Origin of the sequence: Pseudomonas sp. LF-5 (assembly GCF_037626295.1) — a bacterium.
Classification (GTDB): Bacteria; Pseudomonadota; Gammaproteobacteria; order Pseudomonadales; family Pseudomonadaceae; genus Aquipseudomonas; species Aquipseudomonas monsensis.
This window is the reverse complement of record NZ_JARKMT010000001.1, coordinates 476351-492906: the sequence shown is the minus strand read 5'-3', so window position 1 is coordinate 492906 and position 16556 is coordinate 476351. Positions and strand designations below refer to the sequence as shown.

The window sequence follows — 16556 nt, the reverse complement described above, 5'->3', positions numbered from 1 at the left end:
ATCAGCGTCTCTTCAGGTAGCCACTGGTGGAGCTGCGGCGTTGTGGGGGGGCCGTTGTCGGACGTGATTTCACGGCTGGTTGCGGCGCCTGTGGTGCTGCCGGTGTTTCGACTGGCCGGCTGAGCCGCTCGCTCTGAACGGGTTGGCCACTATCGCCCGAAGCCGACTGGATGACCGCCTGCCGAATCCGCGCCCAATCGTGATCCTGGTAGCGATTGATGCCGAGGTAATGGGCCATGGCCAGGTTGTAAACCAACAGGTCGAGCGCTTCGTTGCGCTCGGCCTTGCCCTTGGTCCATTCGATGCGTTTATGCCCCCTGACGTAACGGGTGACTTTGCGCTCAGCCACACACTGGGCGAAAAAGTCATCCGGCAGGTCGTTGGCAAAGTGCAGCGATCCCGGGCCGGTGTCGAATGCATAGCGGTTGTAGATCCAGTCCTTCGCCGTGTCGGTACCGACAATCCATAGCTCGGCGCCATGCCGTTCAGTCAGGCCCTTCCATGTCACGTCGACCATCGAAGGTCGCTGCGCGATCACCGGCCGGCCCCGCTTGCTCGCCCCTTTGATGGCGAACACGCTGCGCCAGCGGCGCATACGACAGAACTGATAGACCTCATCCGTATGGTTACCACCGGAGTCGACCGCAGTCGCCATGATCATCAGCTCAGCACCACAAGGGTGTCGGTAACGGGCCTTGAGCAACTCATCCAGCGCCACCCAGGTGCGCTCATCGGCAGGGTCACCGGAGATCACTTGAAAGTCGACCACCCAGCGCTCCATGCCAGCGCCCCAACCCATCACCATCAGTTCCAGGCGGTTGGCTTGGGTGTCAACGGAAGCGGTCAGCATCAATACGCCGTCGGGCATTGAGCCAAGCCCGTAGCTTTCCAGTCGCGCCCGATCCATCAACACACCGGCTGAGGTTTGCTCCTGAGCGCTATCCCAGACCTTGGCCAGACGGGTGTTGTAAAACACCTGCATCGGCTCCAGATCGCCTTTGGCCTGAGCCTTTTTAGCCTTCTCGAATTGCTTGGCCAACGAGGCCCAACCGGTCCAGCCGGGCGGCGAGTACAACGCATTCAAGTTAAAACCAATGGTTTCGCCATCGCCCTGGGTGTGTGCTCGCCACTCCCCTTTCGCCAGCATCTCGCCCTTATAGCGCTCCTCGATCAGGACGTCGCAGTCGGGGCCGGCACATTGGTAATGCACAACCTGAAAATCCGACGAGTAATGCAAACGCTCCCATTCGAGAACCTGCATGTGGTCACAGGTTGGGCACGGCACGTAGTAGTAACGCTGATCGCTGACCTCAAACAGATCAGCGATCCGTGACGCCCCCCTGACCGTGGGCGAACTGGAAAAATAGAATTTCGCGTTACGGCCGAAAGTACTGCCGCGAGTCTCGGCCAGTTCGACCGGGTCGCCCTCTTCGCCCACGTCCACACTCCAGCGATCAACCTCGTCGCCGTAGATGTAGCGTGCGGAAAGCTCCGCCAGGTTGGCCGCAGAACCGGCCGTGGTGATGTACAGCGAACCACCCTCGAACTCCTTGGTGTCCATGGTGTTGCGCGCATCCCGCGAGCGGTTGGACGCCACGCGCTCACGCAGCACCGGCGTGGCCTTGATGGTTTTACCAATCCGCGACGATACCCGCTTGGCCAACCCCAGACTGGGCAACAACGTGAGGATGTTGGACGGGGCCATATGGATCAGGCCGCCGATCCAGTTCAAGGCGATCTGCGTCTTCATCAACTGCGAAGCCACCATGGTTACCACCCGCTTGCACGGGTGGGCAGGTGACAGACAGCGCATCGGCTCACGCGCATAAGGGGTGCGCGAAGTGTGGTATTGACCAGGCTCGGCCGCACCGGTGTCGCGCGGGATGCGCATGTACTCGTCGGCCCACTGGTCGATCCAGACATCAGGCTCTGGTCGCTGCCCACGGAAATACGCTTCGCGGTACACCGTCGCACCGTTCGACATTTCTAAGGACATAGGTTTAGCTCGGGGTAATGGCTTGTTGTAGATCTGCTGCAGACAGCCGCTCAGCATCTTCCAGTGTTTGTCGCAAAGCCGACGTCAGACGCTTTTCGATTTGCCATGGATCAGACAGCGAGGCCAGTTCCGGCGATAGCTGTGGCGCCATCCCAAGCAAAAGATCACGCAGTAAGCGACCGGCGTTATAGGCCGCATCTTCGACCGCTTTGCGCTCTACCAAAGTGCCCTGGGCTTTAAGGAAGTTGTTTTTTTCCTGAAGCGACAGATAGTGCTCACGAAGCGCGCGTGACTTTTGAAAGTCGGGCACCTCACCAGAGGGGTCATCTACAAAGTCTGCGATGACTATTTCCAGCGGTGGCTGATCATCCCGTTTCGGACGATTGCGTTCATGTCGAGCGGCGACGCCGGCCTTGCTCGGGTCGCTCGTCATGGCCAGAAGCCGCTCGCTGGCCTCCACATCAATCTGCCCGGCAGCATTCAGAACAAGTCGTTGACTCTTGACCAGCTTGCCAACGTACTGCCGAGACCACCCCTTAAGCTCGCAGTACTCCTTGCGAGTTACAAAAGCCATGCGGCCTCCATCGTCGTGGCTTGTTAAGCCTGTCAACTAACCCGGCTTAGTTGACAAGCGTTCTGACCATTGCGCCGGGGCTGCTGTTTAAGAAAATGAACAGGCATGAAAAGGCCTACAGCCCAATAGAACCGGGGGGACTGCACTAAAAAACACTGTTTAGATCATGCGAACTCTGTCGCTGGAAACGCAGAATTTCTTGTCAACCTGTCAACCGCTGTCAACTAACTTTCCAGCCCTGCGGCTAACGCTTTCCCGCGGGTTTCCGACCCCGTACCCATCGAAAAGCCTCAGGGTCCCCGGCGGTTTTCAGCGCCAAAAACGGTGCGCCCGCACTTGGCCGGCACCTGCCGGTGGCATTTCGAGGACGCGCGAGCGGTAGGCCGTCCTCGGACCGCAAAGGCGGGGGTTTACACAAACTGCCGCAACGCCTCTTGCAACCGCTTGTACTTGCCGTAAATCGCGCTCGTTGCCCAGCGTATCCAGTACAAGGCATCAACCTTCAACTCGCTTGGTGGCAGCGCGGTCGTAGTAACCGCGGACTTTCTCGACGCCGAGGAAGCCAACAGCGCCGCCGGCGAATGTGGCCATACTCTGCGGTAAGCCCATCCATTCAAGGAGTGGCACCAACGACAGCGTGACTAAGCCGCACAGCGCACCTTCAAGATACATCTGGCGACGAGTGCCGCCGCCGTACATCACTCGCAGAACCGCGATACCGACCGACAGGCCAGCAGCGTAGAGCTGTGGTTGATGAAGGAGCAGCCAGGCAATCATTGCGGCCCACAGACCGGGATCCTTCTCAGGCATGTTTGGCATCTCGATTCCTCCCTTTGGGGGAGTGCAATAGGTTCAGCTCCAGCGGCACTCCCGGCTCAGAGCGATGGGTGTGGTGGAGCCCAAAACGAAAAAGCCCCGGCAAATGCCGAGGCTCATGGAATGGTAGAAAGCAAAAAGCCCATCTCGGAGACGGGCTTTGCACGCGGAAAAACCGCAAAGTAACTGAAATCTATATTTCGTCCCCGGGCTTGTCAAGCGGCAGTTTCAAAAACAAATACCATCCTTGAGGGGAACCCTATCCACATCGAAGGATCGTTGGGATAGTTGTGTTTTGTACACAGGAATACCCAGCTTTTTACCAAACTCCAGCACGTCAACCCTCAAAGCCTCTGGCGCGTTATGACCAAGAATCACCTCAGAAACTGCGTCAAATGGAATCTTGAATAGATGTGCGGAATAAGGCTTTTTTTCATCTACTTTGTCGGCATCCTTTAGGAGAGCAAGAAGTCTATCCTCTTCTTCATATTTCCAGTCAACAGACTTCGTTAAGAAGATATCTAACCCAACCGCATCAGATTGTTTCTTTGGAATCGTGAGTCGTTTCTTTGAATATTTAACAGGCAGCAACGATGTTCTTCGTAGCTCACCACCATCAGAAAACTCTCTAAAAAAGCCGTGATCTGAGTCGAATCCAACACAAAACCCAGAATAGATTTTAGTGTAATGAGACCACATAAGCGCACTATTCCAGCGACGAGAAAGAGAAAGTACTCCAAGGTCTTTATTTATACGATCTTGGTTGAGCTTCATCGTAAAATTTCTAAAAAGCCATGGATCTTCTTCGAACATGGCTTTTATACGAAGCATGGCAGTACCAATCATTGATGACTTTTGCAGCTTATCTTCCCGACTATCACTCTTTGAATACCCGACCGTTTCTAAAACTCCTTTCAGTAAGTCACTTGACATTTCTTCAGGTGAAAGATCGGGAAAAGCAGCCAAACACTCATATGGGTCGTTTAACGCCGCAGGTTGAGAAAACCGTAGCAAGCCGTTGTCTAAAAACGCACTCCGCTTCGCCTCTAAAAACTTATATACATTCCCCACAAGCATCGATCCCTTCTAAAGTCATTTGTGGTAGAGGCGAAAAGATCCCTTTCAGGCTGCCTCTCTCTTCGATTCTAACGCACCATCGATCCAAGCAATACCGGCCTTCCAAAGCTGTCGGGTCTTCTCCTCGCCGAAACCCATCTTCTTACCTACATCGATCAGCGCCTTGTCGCGAGCGGTGTAGTACTTCATTAGCACCTTGCCGCATTCCGGGTAGCGCTTCAGCAGACGGCCCATCAAGCCATCGATCATCAGTGCATCGTCGTCGGTGATCATCGGTGTGTGCAGGGTGTTCTCGCGGGATGCGCAGCACGACACGCCAGAACCCAGCACGACCCAACGACCCCAATGCTCCAGCAGATCCTCGGCGGTGCGCTCAGTGAAGATCTTCGTTCTCGCCATGATCAGTCCCCTTTGATGGCCGAGCCACCAGGCCCGCGAGTGTTGGTTTGCTGGTACAGATCCGCCATGGTCAATGGCTCACGCGGCAACGTTGCAATGTGGCGCTCCTGGCGGATCAACATGCCGAGCTGAACGATCAGGTCATCCACTGGCAGCGGCTCCAGAGTCTCAGCGTGCACCAGACCGGAAGCGTGGCAACCGATGCAATCGAGCTGATGAAACAAGCCCTTAACCAACCCCTTTCCGGCACAGGATGGGCAGTCGGTGAGCGGAATCTGGCGACGCACAAAAGCGGGGCCGCGTGTTCTTTTATCCATTTTTAAACCTCGCCTATGGTTGTTTTTTGGATGGCCTTGCAGGCCTTATGTTCTGTGGCTTGCAGCGAATTACCGGAATCTTCAAATCTAAAGCCGGTCAATCCATGAATCGCTGCAAAGCCTTTCTGATCTAGATGTGCGTGCCACTGTTCGAGGGCATCACGCTTGCGGCTCATCACGTCGGACTGGATATAAACCTTCACGTTGTGGCCCATCGCGTGGTTGATCAGCAGCTCGCCAATCAGGTGGTCGATGCCGAGATCTGCCCAGCCAGTGCGGGCCACCTTGCGCAGGTCGTGACTGGTCCACTCGCCCTGCCCCAACCGACGAAACACGGCGCAGCCCTGAGCTTCGCCCAGTGACTTGCCGTTGCGCGCCGGGAACAGGCACTGGCCCTCATAGCCTCGGGCGTATTGACCTTCGCGGTACCGGGTCAACAGCGTGCACACTTGCTCCGTCAGGGGAAGGTGATGCTCGACACCGGTTTTCGTGTGCTCGGCCGGGATGAACCATTCGCGTTCGGCCATGCTGATGTGCGACCAGCGCGCCATCCGGGTTTCACCGATCCGCGTGCCATGGCAGAGCATCATCAGTGCAAGCATCGAATCCAGCGGCGCGGTGCTCATGACGTCGGCCAGTTGCCCGAGCAGGCCTTCCAACTGAACGCCACGCAGACGGGACGGCTTGATGCCGACCTTCGCTTTGGAGAAGTCGTTGAAACGGATCGCCGCCATCGGATTGGACGTGATCATCCCCAGCTTGGCCGCCTGCCGGAATGCCAGAGCCAACAGCTGGAATGCCGAACGCACGTAGTCGATGGAAACCGTCTCCTGAAGAGGCCACATCAGCAGGGTGTCGAGAGCGGCCTTGTCGATGCCGATCAGGGGCAGCTCGCCGAGGCGCGGTTTCAGGTGGCACTTGATGATCGAGGCGCCGGTGTTCTTGCGTTTGGTCGACAGATTGCGATCCCGCGACATGCGGTCGGCGAACCAGTCCAGCAGTTCACCAACAGCGCTCCACTTCGACAGGCTCGCCCCTTCTCCGGCAGCCAGACGCAGACGAAGCGACGGTAGCGCCGCTACGACCTGTTTGTGAGTCAGCTCGGGGAACGTGCCGATGGGATTCCACTTGCCCTTCAACACCAGGTACCACGAGCCACCGGTTCGAGCCTTGTTGAAGCGCAGGTACAGGCCCTTATTCTCAATGTCGCGTACGTCCTGTACGGTGCCGGCCACTTGGCGCTTGATCTCAGCTTCGGTGATCTTCACCGCGGCGGTACTCATGCGGCCCCCTTCACGGTGAGAATTCCAGCCCTGATCAGCGCTTCGTGGGTTTCGGCGATGGCGCGCGGCACGTCCTGCCAGTCGATCTCGCCGGCGGCGCGGCCGTCGATCACGTCGTGGCAAGCGCTGCAAGCGTACACCGCCACGGTGTCAAAACCTTTCATGCCCATGCCCTTCTGCCCGCAAGGCAGATGCGCGAGGACGGTGGTTTCTGGATTGTGATTGCAAATGCCTGGCATCCGGACGGTGCACTCTTGGCCATTGGCCGAGGCGCGAAGCTTCTTCGAGCTCACGCGCATGAAGGCTTCCCCGTCACGACGTCAACGACTTCATAGGTCCCCGGCCACATCCACGAGCCATAACGCTTGGCCATGGCCTCGTCGGCAAACAGCGCCAGCGCGTGATCAGGTGGCGAACTCAAATCGACCTTGAACGAGCAGCAAAACACTGCGAAGCGATAGGTATCGATTTCGGGTACAGCAAGGCGACGGTCACACACGCTCTGCCCTCCCCGCACGCATCGCGCGCAAGTTGGCCAAAGCGGTGTTACCCACTTCGGGGTTGCGATCAGGCTTAGGCGCAGCAAGTTCAGCAATAGGGATAGAGCCTAGGGGTTCACCCTTCCAGATCTTCCTGCACTGGGCCAAGTAGTGACGCTCGAAGCTCGCCAAACCAAGTTCACGCGAGAGCAATGGCAGGCCATGAAAACCAGCGGCCGCAGTAGCGTGGTAGACCGCAGCGTGCATCCACTTGGCCGAATCACGCATAGCGGGATGGCAGTTGCGAAGCCCCTGGGCGTACGCCTTTTCGACGCTCGGCAATCCCAGCCCTTCAGGGGCAAAGCACCAGCTAACAAAAACTCCAGGCGCTGGAACAAATGCCGACTTACTCGCACTCAGGACGCGCATGCCGTGGTCGATTTGCTCCATCCGGTTGATCCCGGAGCGCATGAACTCGCCGAGCCATTCAAGCTTCGAGGCGTTCATCACGGCCTCAGTCGGCCAAGACTGGCGCCATGCGCCACAGGCACCGCGAAGACGCAGGAACAAATCGTCGATGACAGCTTTGGTCGATGGATCAACCTCGGCCACTACTGGGTCGGACGTCGGCTTGTAGGTAGGGTCGGTTCGCCGTTCGGCAATAAGATCGCGTGCAGATTTCATACCCGAACCCCCTTGGCAGTCCAGTCACCGGTCGCATCCATCTCTTCCTCAATGTCGCCGGACTTCACAGCGCGATCACGCTTGATCCACTTGGCAAGGCGGTGGCACCAGCCGGCGGCGTTGTCACGGGTATCGGGTTTGGCGATGAAGAAACCTTTGAACGAGTTAATCAACTCATCGGTAGCCGATGAGATCGGCAAGCACATCAGGCGAAGCTGGTCTTCCAACTGTTTAGCGCTGAACTCCCAGTCGACAAACATCGAAAAGCGCTGGCGAGGATCTTCGAGAGCATCGAGAGCTTGTCGATCCTGATCATCGACCACGCCAGAAAACTCGCGCTGCAGCTGCTGTTCGGTTACCTGATGGTTAATTGGCGTATTGGGTGCAGCCGCTGCACCCCGCTCTGTCGTAGATTGCACCCCGTTCTGTTGTTGATTGCACCCCGTGCCGTCATTTGCACCCCGTTCCGAACGGGGTGCAGCATTTGCACCCCGCAATATTTGAAGGTCGTAAACGACTGGGCGTCGGTCATGGCGATCAATGTGAACAGCAGCAATCGCCTGATTGCCCTGCTTGATCAGTCCCGACTTCTCCAGGTCATCTAACTTGTAACGCACGGTGCGCTCGGATAGACCAGTGTCCTGAGCCAGAGTGGAAGCTGACGGAAACGCGCCAGTGCCGTTCGATCCGGCATAGTTGGCCAGGCACAGCAGAACGTGCCGGGCACTGGCATCCTTGAGAACTTGCGTGGACAAAGACAGCGCCCATGACATTGCTTGAACGCTCACAGCAAGGCTCCGATATTCAATTCGGCAAAACGAGATGACGTGTGTTGCGACACGCTTTGCGAACTCTGAAAAAGTGTCGCGACATTGTTCTGGGTATTGCTAGAATTTGGCTGGCTCTGCATAATTTGGCCTCTCTAGTTTTGCAAATTAGCCAGGACACGAACCTGGCTTTTTTGTGTCTGTGATTTAGTGAATCTTTGAAGCGACAAGCGCCGCTCGATCCGCCATCGCGACAGCGTGCGCAGCAAGAGAGCGGCAGAAGGATTCGAAAGATTCGGCGTAGACATGGTCTTTCTGGTCAAACACGCCATCGGCGAAGACTTTCCCGCCAAGGCCGGCAACGTGACCGAAGCTCGTCGAAATACCGGCGAACACCTGCAAGGCGTCGTCGATGCCTGAGCCGATCTGCTTGACTGCGAGAAGGCCGTAGCGGCTCGACAGCTCAATAAGTGCGCGGTCGCGCCAAGGCTGGTCGAGCGCGGCAACCCACGACTCTTCAATCCACGAAGGGATTTCAATACGATCGCCGCTGTCATCGAGCCAGCGCTCGACACGCTTGCTCCAGGCCTTGTAGGCACGACCGTAAGCCTGCATGTCTGCGGTTCTGGTCATACCTTGCAGATCAGGAAAGCCCTTTTCCTTGCAGCGCTCTGGCGCACGAATAAAGAGTTGATGGTTCAACTGCTCCGCAAATCCGTCCTGACTCATGCTCGTCCGAGCGATCATGTCGCGCGCAATAGCGACCAAGACCGCATCGCGTGTTTCGTGTCGCAAGTTCGACGTTTCCATGGGGGACTGTTCTCTTCTAATCTGGCTTCAACGGATTGGCGGACAGGGATAGCGCTTAGGCGGCCATCTCGGCCCAAGGAAACGACGGACACAGTTTTTCTTTTTTGAAAGCTCCTTCGGTCAGTGCCTCCGCTCGCTTGGCAATAACCGGAGACATGCCGTGCTTCCCTCGAACCCAACCGGAAACGGTGCTTTGATCAACCTTGAGCTTTTCGGCAGTGGCCTCCTGGGTGCCGAAGTAGTCAACGAGGCCCTTGTAAATTGCGTTCATGAATATCCTCCATACGGGAATACCCATATAATAGATTATGGGAATACCGATTTGCAAGAGTATGGGAGCGCCCGTAATACTTCGCAGATGGAATTCAAAGACCGACTCAAAGCAGCCCGCCGATACGCCAAGCTCAATCAGACCGAGCTTGCAGAACGCGCCGGCCTCACTCAGACCTCAATCTCCGATTTGGAGAGGGGAAAATCGAAGGCTACGGCTTTCGCAGCTCAGATCGCCTCAGTATGTGGCGTATCCCCTATATGGCTGGCAGAAGGTGCCGGTGAGATGCTCAAGGGAGTCGATACGCAAAAGCTGGAGGGGATTCAGCCCAGCGTAAAACTTGGGACTATCGAGACCTGGGACGACGAAACCCCGCTCGATGATGACGAGGTCTATGTCCCCTTCCTTCATGAAGTAGAACTGGCGGCCGGATCTGGCAGGTTTGCGATTGAGGAAAACGCAAACTCGCGACTGCGCTTCAACAAGAAGGATCTGCGACACAACGGCGTTCAGTTCAGTAACGCGAAGTGCGTGAGGGTTGGCGGGAACAGCATGATGCCTGTGCTGCGCGACGGCGCCACCGTTGGCGTAAACGTGGGGAAAAACTCACTGAGCGATATCGTCGACGGCGAGATGTACGCCATCAACCACAACGGCCAGCTTCGTGTGAAACAGGTCTACCGTATTCCGATCGGAATCCGCCTGCGCAGCTTCAACCGCGACGAACATCCGGACGAGGACTACACGTTCCAGCAGATCCAGGAGCAGCAGATCTCGATTCTGGGACACGTTTTTTGGTGGGCCATGTACTCACGCTGAAGGTCGGAGGCTGAGGACAAGCTGGCTGGCAATGCGAACGAAATAATGACCGGCCGAGTAAAACGGGACACGGACAAACATAGATGACCTCATTCAGAAATCTGGGCTTCTGGGGAAAGCTATGGGCCTTTGCTTGGACAGTGTTATTGGTGCTGACCGCATGCGAATCAGGCGTTAGCTGGATGGGTGGAGGCTCGCCAGGCCGTAAGCGCGTTTTCAGTCATGGCTTTCTGGTATTTTGCATTTTCGTGGCTGTGGTTGAGTTGATACTGCTCAACCATTTCTACGGTGTGGAGACGAGGTGAGCGCGAGAAGGATTGAGCGAAGATGTTAGACCGAACGCTGATTTTTTAGCACTCATTAAAGGCTGGAGTGCGGTGCGCCCTCCAGCCCTGAGAAAAAACTTATCCTTTCTTTTTAAACTCGATCACATTAGAGCCTGAGTCATCTTGAAGGCTCTTAAGCTTCGGAAGTGGGTTGCTAATTATCTTAGGATGAAACGCTAGGAAACCGTCAGCGAGTCCGCAAAGCTGCTCAACATCCTTCACAGGCATCATCAAATCTCGAACTATCGACACCTTTGTTTTAATATTAGCATCTAAAATGGCTTTTATTGCTCTCGGCATTAGCCGAACGCTCTCTAGAGCAGAATCATTGTCGAGCGGTTCGCCCTTCATCCACCCGCGAGCAGAGTAGCTTTTCCTAAGCCTTAACGCCTCCTGCTCACCGATTAGCAGCGACTTCTCAGCTCGGTAAATGATCGCAGCTACAGAGACATTCCATCGCCGCTTCAATGAAAGCAAATTCTCCAGAGATGGATATCTTGGAAGCTCAATAGACAGGAGCTCCTCAGGCAGCAATAGACAACTCGCAAAATAGTTTGCCTGCTGTTCAATCTCTTTGAGATGTAAAATGTCAAATGTCTTTATATTTTTGTGAAGAACTACATGACCGATCTCATGTGCAAGGTCGAATCTAGAGCGGTAATAGTTACCCTTATCACTAGAAAGTAAAATAAAAGGTCTTTTCTGAGACTCGTCCCACTGAGACAGACCGTCCATTTTTGTGTTGCCTTGATGGACGTGTGCACAGATTATCCCAGCACCTTCTGCTGCCATGGACAGGTCAGCTATCGGGCCGAGTCCAAGCCCCCACATCTCCCTGCACTTTAAAGCAGTTCTTGCTATCTCGGGAAAGTCTAGTTCTCGGTGATCGGTAACCTCGCAGCTAGGTAAATTCAATTCTGGCCAGTCGAGCCAAGTAGACAAATACCCAGCAATCTCCTGGAGCCAATCCATCTTCGTTCCAGCTTTCCCGCGTAGATCGCTGCTCGTACTCGCTAATGTTCTATAAAAAACTGGCGATAACGGCTTACTTGAGATTGGACGAGTAAACCAAGCAACCGGAAAACCAAGCACAAAAGAAATACTTTCAAGAGCCTCTGACTCGGGAGCGCTTTCTCCTTTCTCCCATCGCGAAATAGAAGAAGACGATTTACCGATACGCTCGCTCAACTCAAGCCTAGTCAATGAAGCCAGTACTCGCGCCTGAGTGAGGCGAGCAGGAACAAAACCAGAAACGCCGACTCTCATGACTTATCTCTGGATTCCGATGCTTCGATTTCGCTAATTACTTCTTTCAATCGAATAACCGCCTTATCTGTCAGTACGACCGGGCCTTCTACCGCAGGCAGGTCTGAGTACTTTGTCAAAACTTTCGAGCATGGCTGAAGATAGTGCCATCCTGAAAGATCGCTGTATGGAACTCCGACTTGAAGATCAATCATCCGGTCCTGATCGAGGTTCTGCTTAGGATTTACGTTAACCAAGAGCAAGCCAAGCGTGCTTGAGGGAAGCATGTGAACAGTTGGTGAAAACAAATCATGCGTGACACCCTCAAGCCTTGCGTTCAATGCAGCAATCAGCGCTCGATGCTTCGCCCCCCGAGGCAGCGAGCTACCTTGATTCACGCCAATTCGACCAAGCTGAAGAGGTCCAGACCTTAATACAACGTAATTCTCTCCCGAGTGATCTGCCTTCAAATCTAACACTTCGAGCCCGGACGACTCGGCAATGCTCCGCATGGTCGAACTCAGTTTATAGTGGCGAGCCTGCGGCAGTGCCCTCAAAAGTTCGTGTTTATGAAGCTGCAAACGCACGGTCATGGTGTCGTACGCCATACCATATGCCGCATGCAGATCATCCAATGCTCTGACCCAAAAATCTCTTGGGAAATGAGCTACCAGTAGGCTTTCAACCTCTTCCTGAATATCAACTCTGGTCATATTTTAATCAATTCCCGCAATCTGGATTTTCTTCGTTTTTTCACCGTTAACCGATAATAGCATGCCGCAGACTTGCAGCAAGTCGGCACCCCAGCCTTTCCGATCAATAGCAATGCTTCCGGCCTGGTGCCGGGCTTTTTCATGCCTGCCCTTCCCACCTACGTACCACCCTCAAGCCCCTCGACCGAGTGCGCATAGAAGGCTGTCGCCTCTTCTACCAGCTCCCGCCAGTCATCGCCGTAGATCATATGTGAGCTTTTGTACTCGTCCGCTAGCAGTAGCAGCGCGACGCATTGCTTGTCGGCGCTCATCCTGATTTCGGACTTTTCACATAATTTGCCGGGCGGCCAGGGCCTTCCCTTTTTTGATCGTCACTCATGGCGGATTACCTAGTGAGTTGAAAATTTCACTTAGGCAACGGACTGCATTTCTTGATCAAAATCAAGAGCATATCTAGACCAACAACTTGGATCCAAAAAACATGAAATAACAAATGCAACTCATTGTTATTAAAAGATTTTTTTTGAAAAAACAGCTCACCTTATCCGAGTTTTGGCCGATGCCTTCCTAAGGAACCATGGAGTCATCGGAATGAGAAACAATCAGCCCGTAACGCAGCGTGAGATTACACTCGCACCACAGCAGAAGCTCATCTCAACGACAGATGCTCGAGGAGTCATTACGTACTGCAATGACGCCTTTGTAGAGATCAGCGGTTTTGATAAGGCCGATCTTATTGGTGCTCCGCAAAATATCGTACGTCATCCTGATGTCCCCCCTGCTGTCTTCGCACACATGTGGACTGCTCTCAAGCAAGGCCGACCATGGATGGGTATCGTCAAGAACCGCTCAAGAAATGGCGATCACTACTGGGTCAATGCCTACGTCACGCCAATATTCGAAGGCAGCCAGGTTGTTGGCTTTGAATCGGTCCGAGTAAAACCAACAACTGATCAGATACGCCGCGCCGAATCCCTATATAAGCGCATCAGTCAGGGAAAGGCGGCAATCCCTCTTCAGGATCACTGGCTACCAGCTCTAACAACTTGCCTGCCTTATGTAGCCATCGGTTTGGCAGGCTCCTCATTCGGTTTATTCTTCAGTGCACCTTTAGCTATAGCCTTGGCTGTAGGCATAGCAGTGCCGATCGGTTTGCTCTCTTCGCGCTGGCAGGCTCGAGGAACGCTGCGCCTGCTACAGATGGCCGAACCCTCTACCTCAGACTCATTGATCGCTCAAATGTACAGCGATGCAAGCGGGCCAGAAGCTCGCTTAGAGGCAGCCTTCGTCAGTCAGACTTCGCGCCTTAAAACTTGTCTGACACGCCTGCAAGACACGGCCGAACAACTCAGTGCGCTGGCGGAGCAATCCGACGTGCTTGCCGCTGACAGCTCAAAAGGCCTAGATCGCCAGCGTGTAGAAACAGAGCAGGTCTCTGCCGCGGTCAATCAGATGGCTGCGACCACCCAGGAAGTTGCCAGCCACGTCCAGAGGACGGCTGATGCCACCCAGCAAGCCAACCACCTGACCAGTCGAGGCCGTGATGTGGCTCGGGATACCCGTGAGGCTATCGAGCGGCTCTCTGCTGTTGTTGGCGAAACAAGCCTGACGGTCGCACAGTTGGCCAAGGACAGTAGCGAAATAGGCACAGTCGTCGACGTAATCAAAGGCATCGCTGATCAAACCAACCTACTGGCACTGAATGCCGCAATCGAGGCTGCGCGCGCTGGCGACATGGGCCGAGGTTTCGCGGTAGTAGCTGATGAGGTTCGCCAGCTAGCCCAGCGCACTTCGCAATCGACTACTCAGATCCATGATCTGATAACCAAGCTACAGACTTCGTCCAACAACGCGGTACAGATAATGGAAAGCGGTCACCGCCAAGCCCAAGAAGGCGTTTCTTGGGTACTTGAGGCGGACAAAGCCTTGGTGGGTATCAGCGAGGCGGTCTCCAATATCACGGACATGACCACGCAGATTGCTGCTGCCACGGAAGAGCAAAGCGCCGTGGCCGAGGAAATCAGTCGCAACATCACAACGATCGCTCACTTGGCCGACCAAACTTCCGGGCAAGCACACGAATCGGCAAACCTGAACAAGGAGTTGACCAAGACGGCGTCTACGCAATATTCGTTGGTTGAGCGCTTTAACCGGTAGCTGAAAACTTCCGAGAGAAGCCCGCCCAGTGCGGGCTTTTTTGCGACCGGAAATACGGGAGAGTTAAATTTTATGGGAATTCCCATTGACACTAAATATGGGTGTACCTATATTTCACCCATCGCAGCGACACATAGCCACTGCAAAGGTCCTCAACTGGCCCGCCGCTCTTTCACAATCTGGAATCTTCGCGGATCGATCCCCGGCAACGGGAACAGCGCGAAACACAAATTTCGATCCCCATGCCAGCTCTGGAACTGGCCGGGCTCCCTCATGAGAGCACGCAAAGTTGCACAGCCACCCGATGTGACGCCAGTTGCGGCAGCGGGCAGAGAGAGGACTCCGGCGTTGAAGTGCAGCGAGAAACGGAAAGCATCACTGAGCAGCCTTCTCGCGAGGGCTGCTTGGGATGACAACCGACAGGTAATCAACCATGAAGCACGCAACAGAAATTGCTCAGGTCGAAATGCACCCACTGATGCAACAGCGCCGGGAAGTTCTCGACGCCCTGTTGATTCGCACCCACGCAGCCCGTGGAGAGTTCGCTCGCCTTGCAGGTCTGGCGGCGCCAGATAAGAAAGTGCGCTTTCAGGTGAAGACGGTCGGGAATGCGTACCACATCGTTGACCTGGTCACCGGCAAGACTAAGGCCTTCCGCTTCAACTATCAGGTCGCGGTGAACATGGCTGTCGCATTTGAAAAACAGGCCAATCGCCTAGTGGAAGATGTGCATTGATCGGCACTCCACTCCCCGATCCGCGCGATCAGATCACCGACCACCTCAACCAAGCGCTGGAACAGTTCTTCGGCACCGGCAAGAAGATTCAGCACGTAGAGTCCGGCGTTTCCGGCGAGCGCGAACTGACCTTCGGCACCGCGCACGGCAACAAGCTGCGCGCCAAACGAGAAAAGATCGCGCCGGAGCTGCAGCGGCTGTCCGACAGCGGCGCAAACCTCTACCAAGCCTGCACTGAGCTGAAGATCGGGCACAAACGCGCCGTGCTCATCGCCAGCGAGAACAAGATCAAATTCAAAGACTCATGAAACGAAGACCCCAACAACGCAAACGACAGACCTGGCTGGACTTGCCGGCCAGCGGAATTGAAGAGGTAGGCCATGGCCAAGAGCAACGCGGAACGGTCAGAGAAAGCCGCGGCGAAGAGGAAGAGTCGCGGCGAAGAAGAGATCAGGCTTCACTGCCTGCCAGGCACGCGGCAAGCACTTGCTGAGCTGATGGCTTGGAGCGGTATCGAGGAAGCAGGCGAGGCAATCACGCTGATGGTTCACCACCTGCACGGCCTTGGCCCCGGCGGCGCCCTTCCTCTACTTGAGCCGCCACCGCGACACAAATACGAGATTCCCGAAAACGTGTCGCGCAAATTGAAACTTGCCCACGACCGCGAAGCCATTCGAATCGGTCACGAAGATTAGTTGTCAGGACTTCAGACCTAAGTGCGCCGCAAGCAAGGTAACCGCCAGAACCACAACGCCTGCAACAACTTGGTAGAGAACGTCTTTGTACCAAGGTTTCTTGATGGGCACTGCTACTGGTGCCGGATGCGCTCGAAACACGTTGACATCATCGAGAAGAACATCACTCGGGCCTATGCCGTCGACATCCTTGGCGACTATCAGCTTGTCGTGACCGACAAACGTGCCGCCTCTGACTCTGAACCCCGTAACGTTTCCAGCAAGCGTAATGGCAGTTCTGCTCGGCTGTTTTTCGTTTTCATCGCTCATGCGCATGCTTCCTAGATAGGTTTGTCACGCCTCAGCTGTCGACGTAAGCAAATCAATACTCCAACCCAAACCAAATTGCCACC

Annotated in this window: 22 protein-coding genes and 1 pseudogene; 7 read left to right on the top strand and 16 right to left on the bottom strand. The window is 55.1% G+C overall.

The window, feature by feature from the left end:
• Window position 1: 1 nt before the first annotated feature.
• The 13 genes from PseuLF5_RS02270 to PseuLF5_RS02210 all read right to left on the bottom strand — a co-directional run bounded on the left by PseuLF5_RS02270 (window position 2) and on the right by PseuLF5_RS02210 (window position 9473).
• A complete protein-coding gene (locus PseuLF5_RS02270) occupies window positions 2-1996 on the bottom strand; it encodes a phage terminase large subunit family protein (RefSeq protein ID WP_340132836.1) in 1995 nt (664 codons plus the stop codon).
• Window positions 1997-2000: 4 nt separating this feature from the next.
• Window positions 2001-2570, bottom strand: coding sequence for a terminase small subunit (locus PseuLF5_RS02265; protein WP_336346582.1), 570 nt, complete (start codon window positions 2568-2570; stop codon window positions 2001-2003).
• A 495-nt stretch (window positions 2571-3065) separates the two neighbouring features.
• Window positions 3066-3389: a phage holin, lambda family gene (locus PseuLF5_RS02260; RefSeq protein WP_340132835.1), complete on the bottom strand. Its 324-nt coding sequence runs from the start codon at window positions 3387-3389 to the stop codon at window positions 3066-3068.
• Between the two features lie 225 nt (window positions 3390-3614).
• Window positions 3615-4463 carry a DUF2971 domain-containing protein gene (locus PseuLF5_RS02255; protein WP_340132834.1) on the bottom strand — a complete coding sequence of 283 codons (849 nt, stop codon included), beginning with the start codon at window positions 4461-4463 and terminating at the stop codon, window positions 3615-3617.
• A 45-nt stretch (window positions 4464-4508) separates the two neighbouring features.
• Window positions 4509-4862, bottom strand: coding sequence for an antiterminator Q family protein (locus PseuLF5_RS02250; RefSeq protein WP_340132833.1), 354 nt, complete (start codon window positions 4860-4862; stop codon window positions 4509-4511).
• Between the two features lie 2 nt (window positions 4863-4864).
• A complete protein-coding gene (locus PseuLF5_RS02245; protein ID WP_340132832.1) occupies window positions 4865-5098 on the bottom strand; it encodes a hypothetical protein in 234 nt (77 codons plus the stop codon).
• An 83-nt stretch (window positions 5099-5181) separates the two neighbouring features.
• Window positions 5182-6462 carry a tyrosine-type recombinase/integrase gene (locus PseuLF5_RS02240; protein WP_340132831.1) on the bottom strand — a complete coding sequence of 427 codons (1281 nt, stop codon included), beginning with the start codon at window positions 6460-6462 and terminating at the stop codon, window positions 5182-5184.
• On the bottom strand, window positions 6459-6761 hold the full coding sequence (locus tag PseuLF5_RS02235; RefSeq protein WP_127928139.1) for a nuclease domain-containing protein: 303 nt from the start codon (window positions 6759-6761) through the stop codon (window positions 6459-6461). The genes PseuLF5_RS02240 and PseuLF5_RS02235 overlap by 4 nt, the downstream gene beginning before the upstream one ends.
• Complete coding sequence (locus PseuLF5_RS02230) at window positions 6752-6961, bottom strand: hypothetical protein (protein ID WP_340132830.1); 210 nt, start codon at window positions 6959-6961, stop codon at window positions 6752-6754. Before PseuLF5_RS02230 ends, PseuLF5_RS02235 begins: the two co-directional genes overlap by 10 nt.
• A complete protein-coding gene (locus PseuLF5_RS02225) occupies window positions 6954-7625 on the bottom strand; it encodes a replication protein P (RefSeq protein ID WP_100847976.1) in 672 nt (223 codons plus the stop codon). Before PseuLF5_RS02225 ends, PseuLF5_RS02230 begins: the two co-directional genes overlap by 8 nt.
• A complete protein-coding gene (locus PseuLF5_RS02220; protein ID WP_340133261.1) occupies window positions 7622-8398 on the bottom strand; it encodes a helix-turn-helix domain-containing protein in 777 nt (258 codons plus the stop codon). Before PseuLF5_RS02220 ends, PseuLF5_RS02225 begins: the two co-directional genes overlap by 4 nt.
• Before the next feature lie 201 nt (window positions 8399-8599).
• Entirely contained in the window at window positions 8600-9202 is a 603-nt protein-coding gene (locus PseuLF5_RS02215; protein WP_340132829.1) for a hypothetical protein, read from the bottom strand.
• Between the two features lie 55 nt (window positions 9203-9257).
• Window positions 9258-9473, bottom strand: a complete 216-nt coding sequence (locus PseuLF5_RS02210) for a YdaS family helix-turn-helix protein (RefSeq protein WP_098963812.1) — start codon at window positions 9471-9473, stop codon at window positions 9258-9260.
• Window positions 9474-9560: 87 nt separating this feature from the next.
• Here PseuLF5_RS02210 and PseuLF5_RS02205 point away from each other — a divergent pair, with 87 nt between their 5' ends.
• Together PseuLF5_RS02205 and PseuLF5_RS28115 are read left to right on the top strand one after the other, a co-directional pair.
• Window positions 9561-10292 (top strand): XRE family transcriptional regulator, encoded by a 732-nt coding sequence (locus tag PseuLF5_RS02205; RefSeq protein WP_340132828.1) that lies wholly within the window; start codon window positions 9561-9563, stop codon window positions 10290-10292.
• 83 nt (window positions 10293-10375) lie between these two features.
• Window positions 10376-10597 (top strand): hypothetical protein, encoded by a 222-nt coding sequence (locus PseuLF5_RS28115; RefSeq protein ID WP_445262403.1) that lies wholly within the window; start codon window positions 10376-10378, stop codon window positions 10595-10597.
• A 99-nt stretch (window positions 10598-10696) separates the two neighbouring features.
• Here PseuLF5_RS28115 and PseuLF5_RS02200 read toward each other — a convergent pair whose 3' ends face one another.
• Together PseuLF5_RS02200 and PseuLF5_RS02195 are read right to left on the bottom strand one after the other, a co-directional pair.
• Window positions 10697-11884 carry a helix-turn-helix domain-containing protein gene (locus PseuLF5_RS02200; RefSeq protein ID WP_340132827.1) on the bottom strand — a complete coding sequence of 396 codons (1188 nt, stop codon included), beginning with the start codon at window positions 11882-11884 and terminating at the stop codon, window positions 10697-10699.
• A complete protein-coding gene (locus PseuLF5_RS02195) occupies window positions 11881-12576 on the bottom strand; it encodes a hypothetical protein (RefSeq protein WP_340132826.1) in 696 nt (231 codons plus the stop codon). The genes PseuLF5_RS02200 and PseuLF5_RS02195 overlap by 4 nt, the downstream gene beginning before the upstream one ends.
• A 591-nt stretch (window positions 12577-13167) precedes the next feature.
• On the opposite strand from PseuLF5_RS02195, the pseudogene PseuLF5_RS28110 reads away from it, so the two are divergent.
• The 5 genes and pseudogenes from PseuLF5_RS28110 to PseuLF5_RS02175 all read left to right on the top strand — a co-directional run.
• Window positions 13168-13443 (top strand): annotated as a pseudogene (locus PseuLF5_RS28110) (PAS domain-containing protein); the annotation flags it as partial.
• A 198-nt stretch (window positions 13444-13641) separates the two neighbouring features.
• The gene (locus tag PseuLF5_RS02190) at window positions 13642-14733 is read left to right on the top strand and encodes a methyl-accepting chemotaxis protein (protein ID WP_429541718.1); all 1092 of its coding nucleotides are present in this window, start codon (window positions 13642-13644) and stop codon (window positions 14731-14733) included.
• Between the two features lie 433 nt (window positions 14734-15166).
• Entirely contained in the window at window positions 15167-15469 is a 303-nt protein-coding gene (locus PseuLF5_RS02185; protein ID WP_340132824.1) for a hypothetical protein, read from the top strand.
• Window positions 15466-15777: a hypothetical protein gene (locus PseuLF5_RS02180; protein ID WP_340132823.1), complete on the top strand. Its 312-nt coding sequence runs from the start codon at window positions 15466-15468 to the stop codon at window positions 15775-15777. Before PseuLF5_RS02185 ends, PseuLF5_RS02180 begins: the two co-directional genes overlap by 4 nt.
• A 72-nt stretch (window positions 15778-15849) precedes the next feature.
• Complete coding sequence (locus tag PseuLF5_RS02175) at window positions 15850-16164, top strand: hypothetical protein (protein ID WP_340132822.1); 315 nt, start codon at window positions 15850-15852, stop codon at window positions 16162-16164.
• A gap of 3 nt (window positions 16165-16167) precedes the next feature.
• Here the strand turns inward: PseuLF5_RS02175 and PseuLF5_RS02170 are convergent, their stop codons facing one another.
• Window positions 16168-16473, bottom strand: a complete 306-nt coding sequence (locus tag PseuLF5_RS02170) for a hypothetical protein (protein ID WP_340132821.1) — start codon at window positions 16471-16473, stop codon at window positions 16168-16170.
• Between the last annotated feature and the right edge of the window lie 83 nt (window positions 16474-16556).

Bases quoted from the DNA above. Each gene is read 5' to 3' on its own strand.
- PseuLF5_RS02270 (WP_340132836.1), bottom strand. From the start codon at position 1,996: ATGTCCTTAGAAATGTCGAACGGTGCGACGGTGTACCGCGAAGCGTAT.
- PseuLF5_RS02265 (WP_336346582.1), bottom strand. From the start codon at position 2,570: ATGGCTTTTGTAACTCGCAAGGAGTACTGCGAGCTTAAGGGGTGGTCT.
- PseuLF5_RS02260 (WP_340132835.1), bottom strand. From the start codon at position 3,389: ATGCCAAACATGCCTGAGAAGGATCCCGGTCTGTGGGCCGCAATGATT.
- PseuLF5_RS02255 (WP_340132834.1), bottom strand. From the start codon at position 4,463: ATGCTTGTGGGGAATGTATATAAGTTTTTAGAGGCGAAGCGGAGTGCG.
- PseuLF5_RS02250 (WP_340132833.1), bottom strand. From the start codon at position 4,862: ATGGCGAGAACGAAGATCTTCACTGAGCGCACCGCCGAGGATCTGCTG.
- PseuLF5_RS02240 (WP_340132831.1), bottom strand. From the start codon at position 6,462: ATGAGTACCGCCGCGGTGAAGATCACCGAAGCTGAGATCAAGCGCCAA.
- PseuLF5_RS02235 (WP_127928139.1), bottom strand. From the start codon at position 6,761: ATGCGCGTGAGCTCGAAGAAGCTTCGCGCCTCGGCCAATGGCCAAGAG.
- PseuLF5_RS02225 (WP_100847976.1), bottom strand. From the start codon at position 7,625: ATGAAATCTGCACGCGATCTTATTGCCGAACGGCGAACCGACCCTACC.
- PseuLF5_RS02220 (WP_340133261.1), bottom strand. From the start codon at position 8,398: ATGTCATGGGCGCTGTCTTTGTCCACGCAAGTTCTCAAGGATGCCAGT.
- PseuLF5_RS02215 (WP_340132829.1), bottom strand. From the start codon at position 9,202: ATGGAAACGTCGAACTTGCGACACGAAACACGCGATGCGGTCTTGGTC.
- PseuLF5_RS02210 (WP_098963812.1), bottom strand. From the start codon at position 9,473: ATGAACGCAATTTACAAGGGCCTCGTTGACTACTTCGGCACCCAGGAG.
- PseuLF5_RS02205 (WP_340132828.1), top strand. From the start codon at position 9,561: ATGGAATTCAAAGACCGACTCAAAGCAGCCCGCCGATACGCCAAGCTC.
- PseuLF5_RS28115 (WP_445262403.1), top strand. From the start codon at position 10,376: ATGACCTCATTCAGAAATCTGGGCTTCTGGGGAAAGCTATGGGCCTTT.
- PseuLF5_RS02200 (WP_340132827.1), bottom strand. From the start codon at position 11,884: ATGAGAGTCGGCGTTTCTGGTTTTGTTCCTGCTCGCCTCACTCAGGCG.
- PseuLF5_RS02195 (WP_340132826.1), bottom strand. From the start codon at position 12,576: ATGACCAGAGTTGATATTCAGGAAGAGGTTGAAAGCCTACTGGTAGCT.
- PseuLF5_RS02185 (WP_340132824.1), top strand. From the start codon at position 15,167: ATGAAGCACGCAACAGAAATTGCTCAGGTCGAAATGCACCCACTGATG.
- PseuLF5_RS02175 (WP_340132822.1), top strand. From the start codon at position 15,850: ATGGCCAAGAGCAACGCGGAACGGTCAGAGAAAGCCGCGGCGAAGAGG.
- PseuLF5_RS02170 (WP_340132821.1), bottom strand. From the start codon at position 16,473: ATGAGCGATGAAAACGAAAAACAGCCGAGCAGAACTGCCATTACGCTT.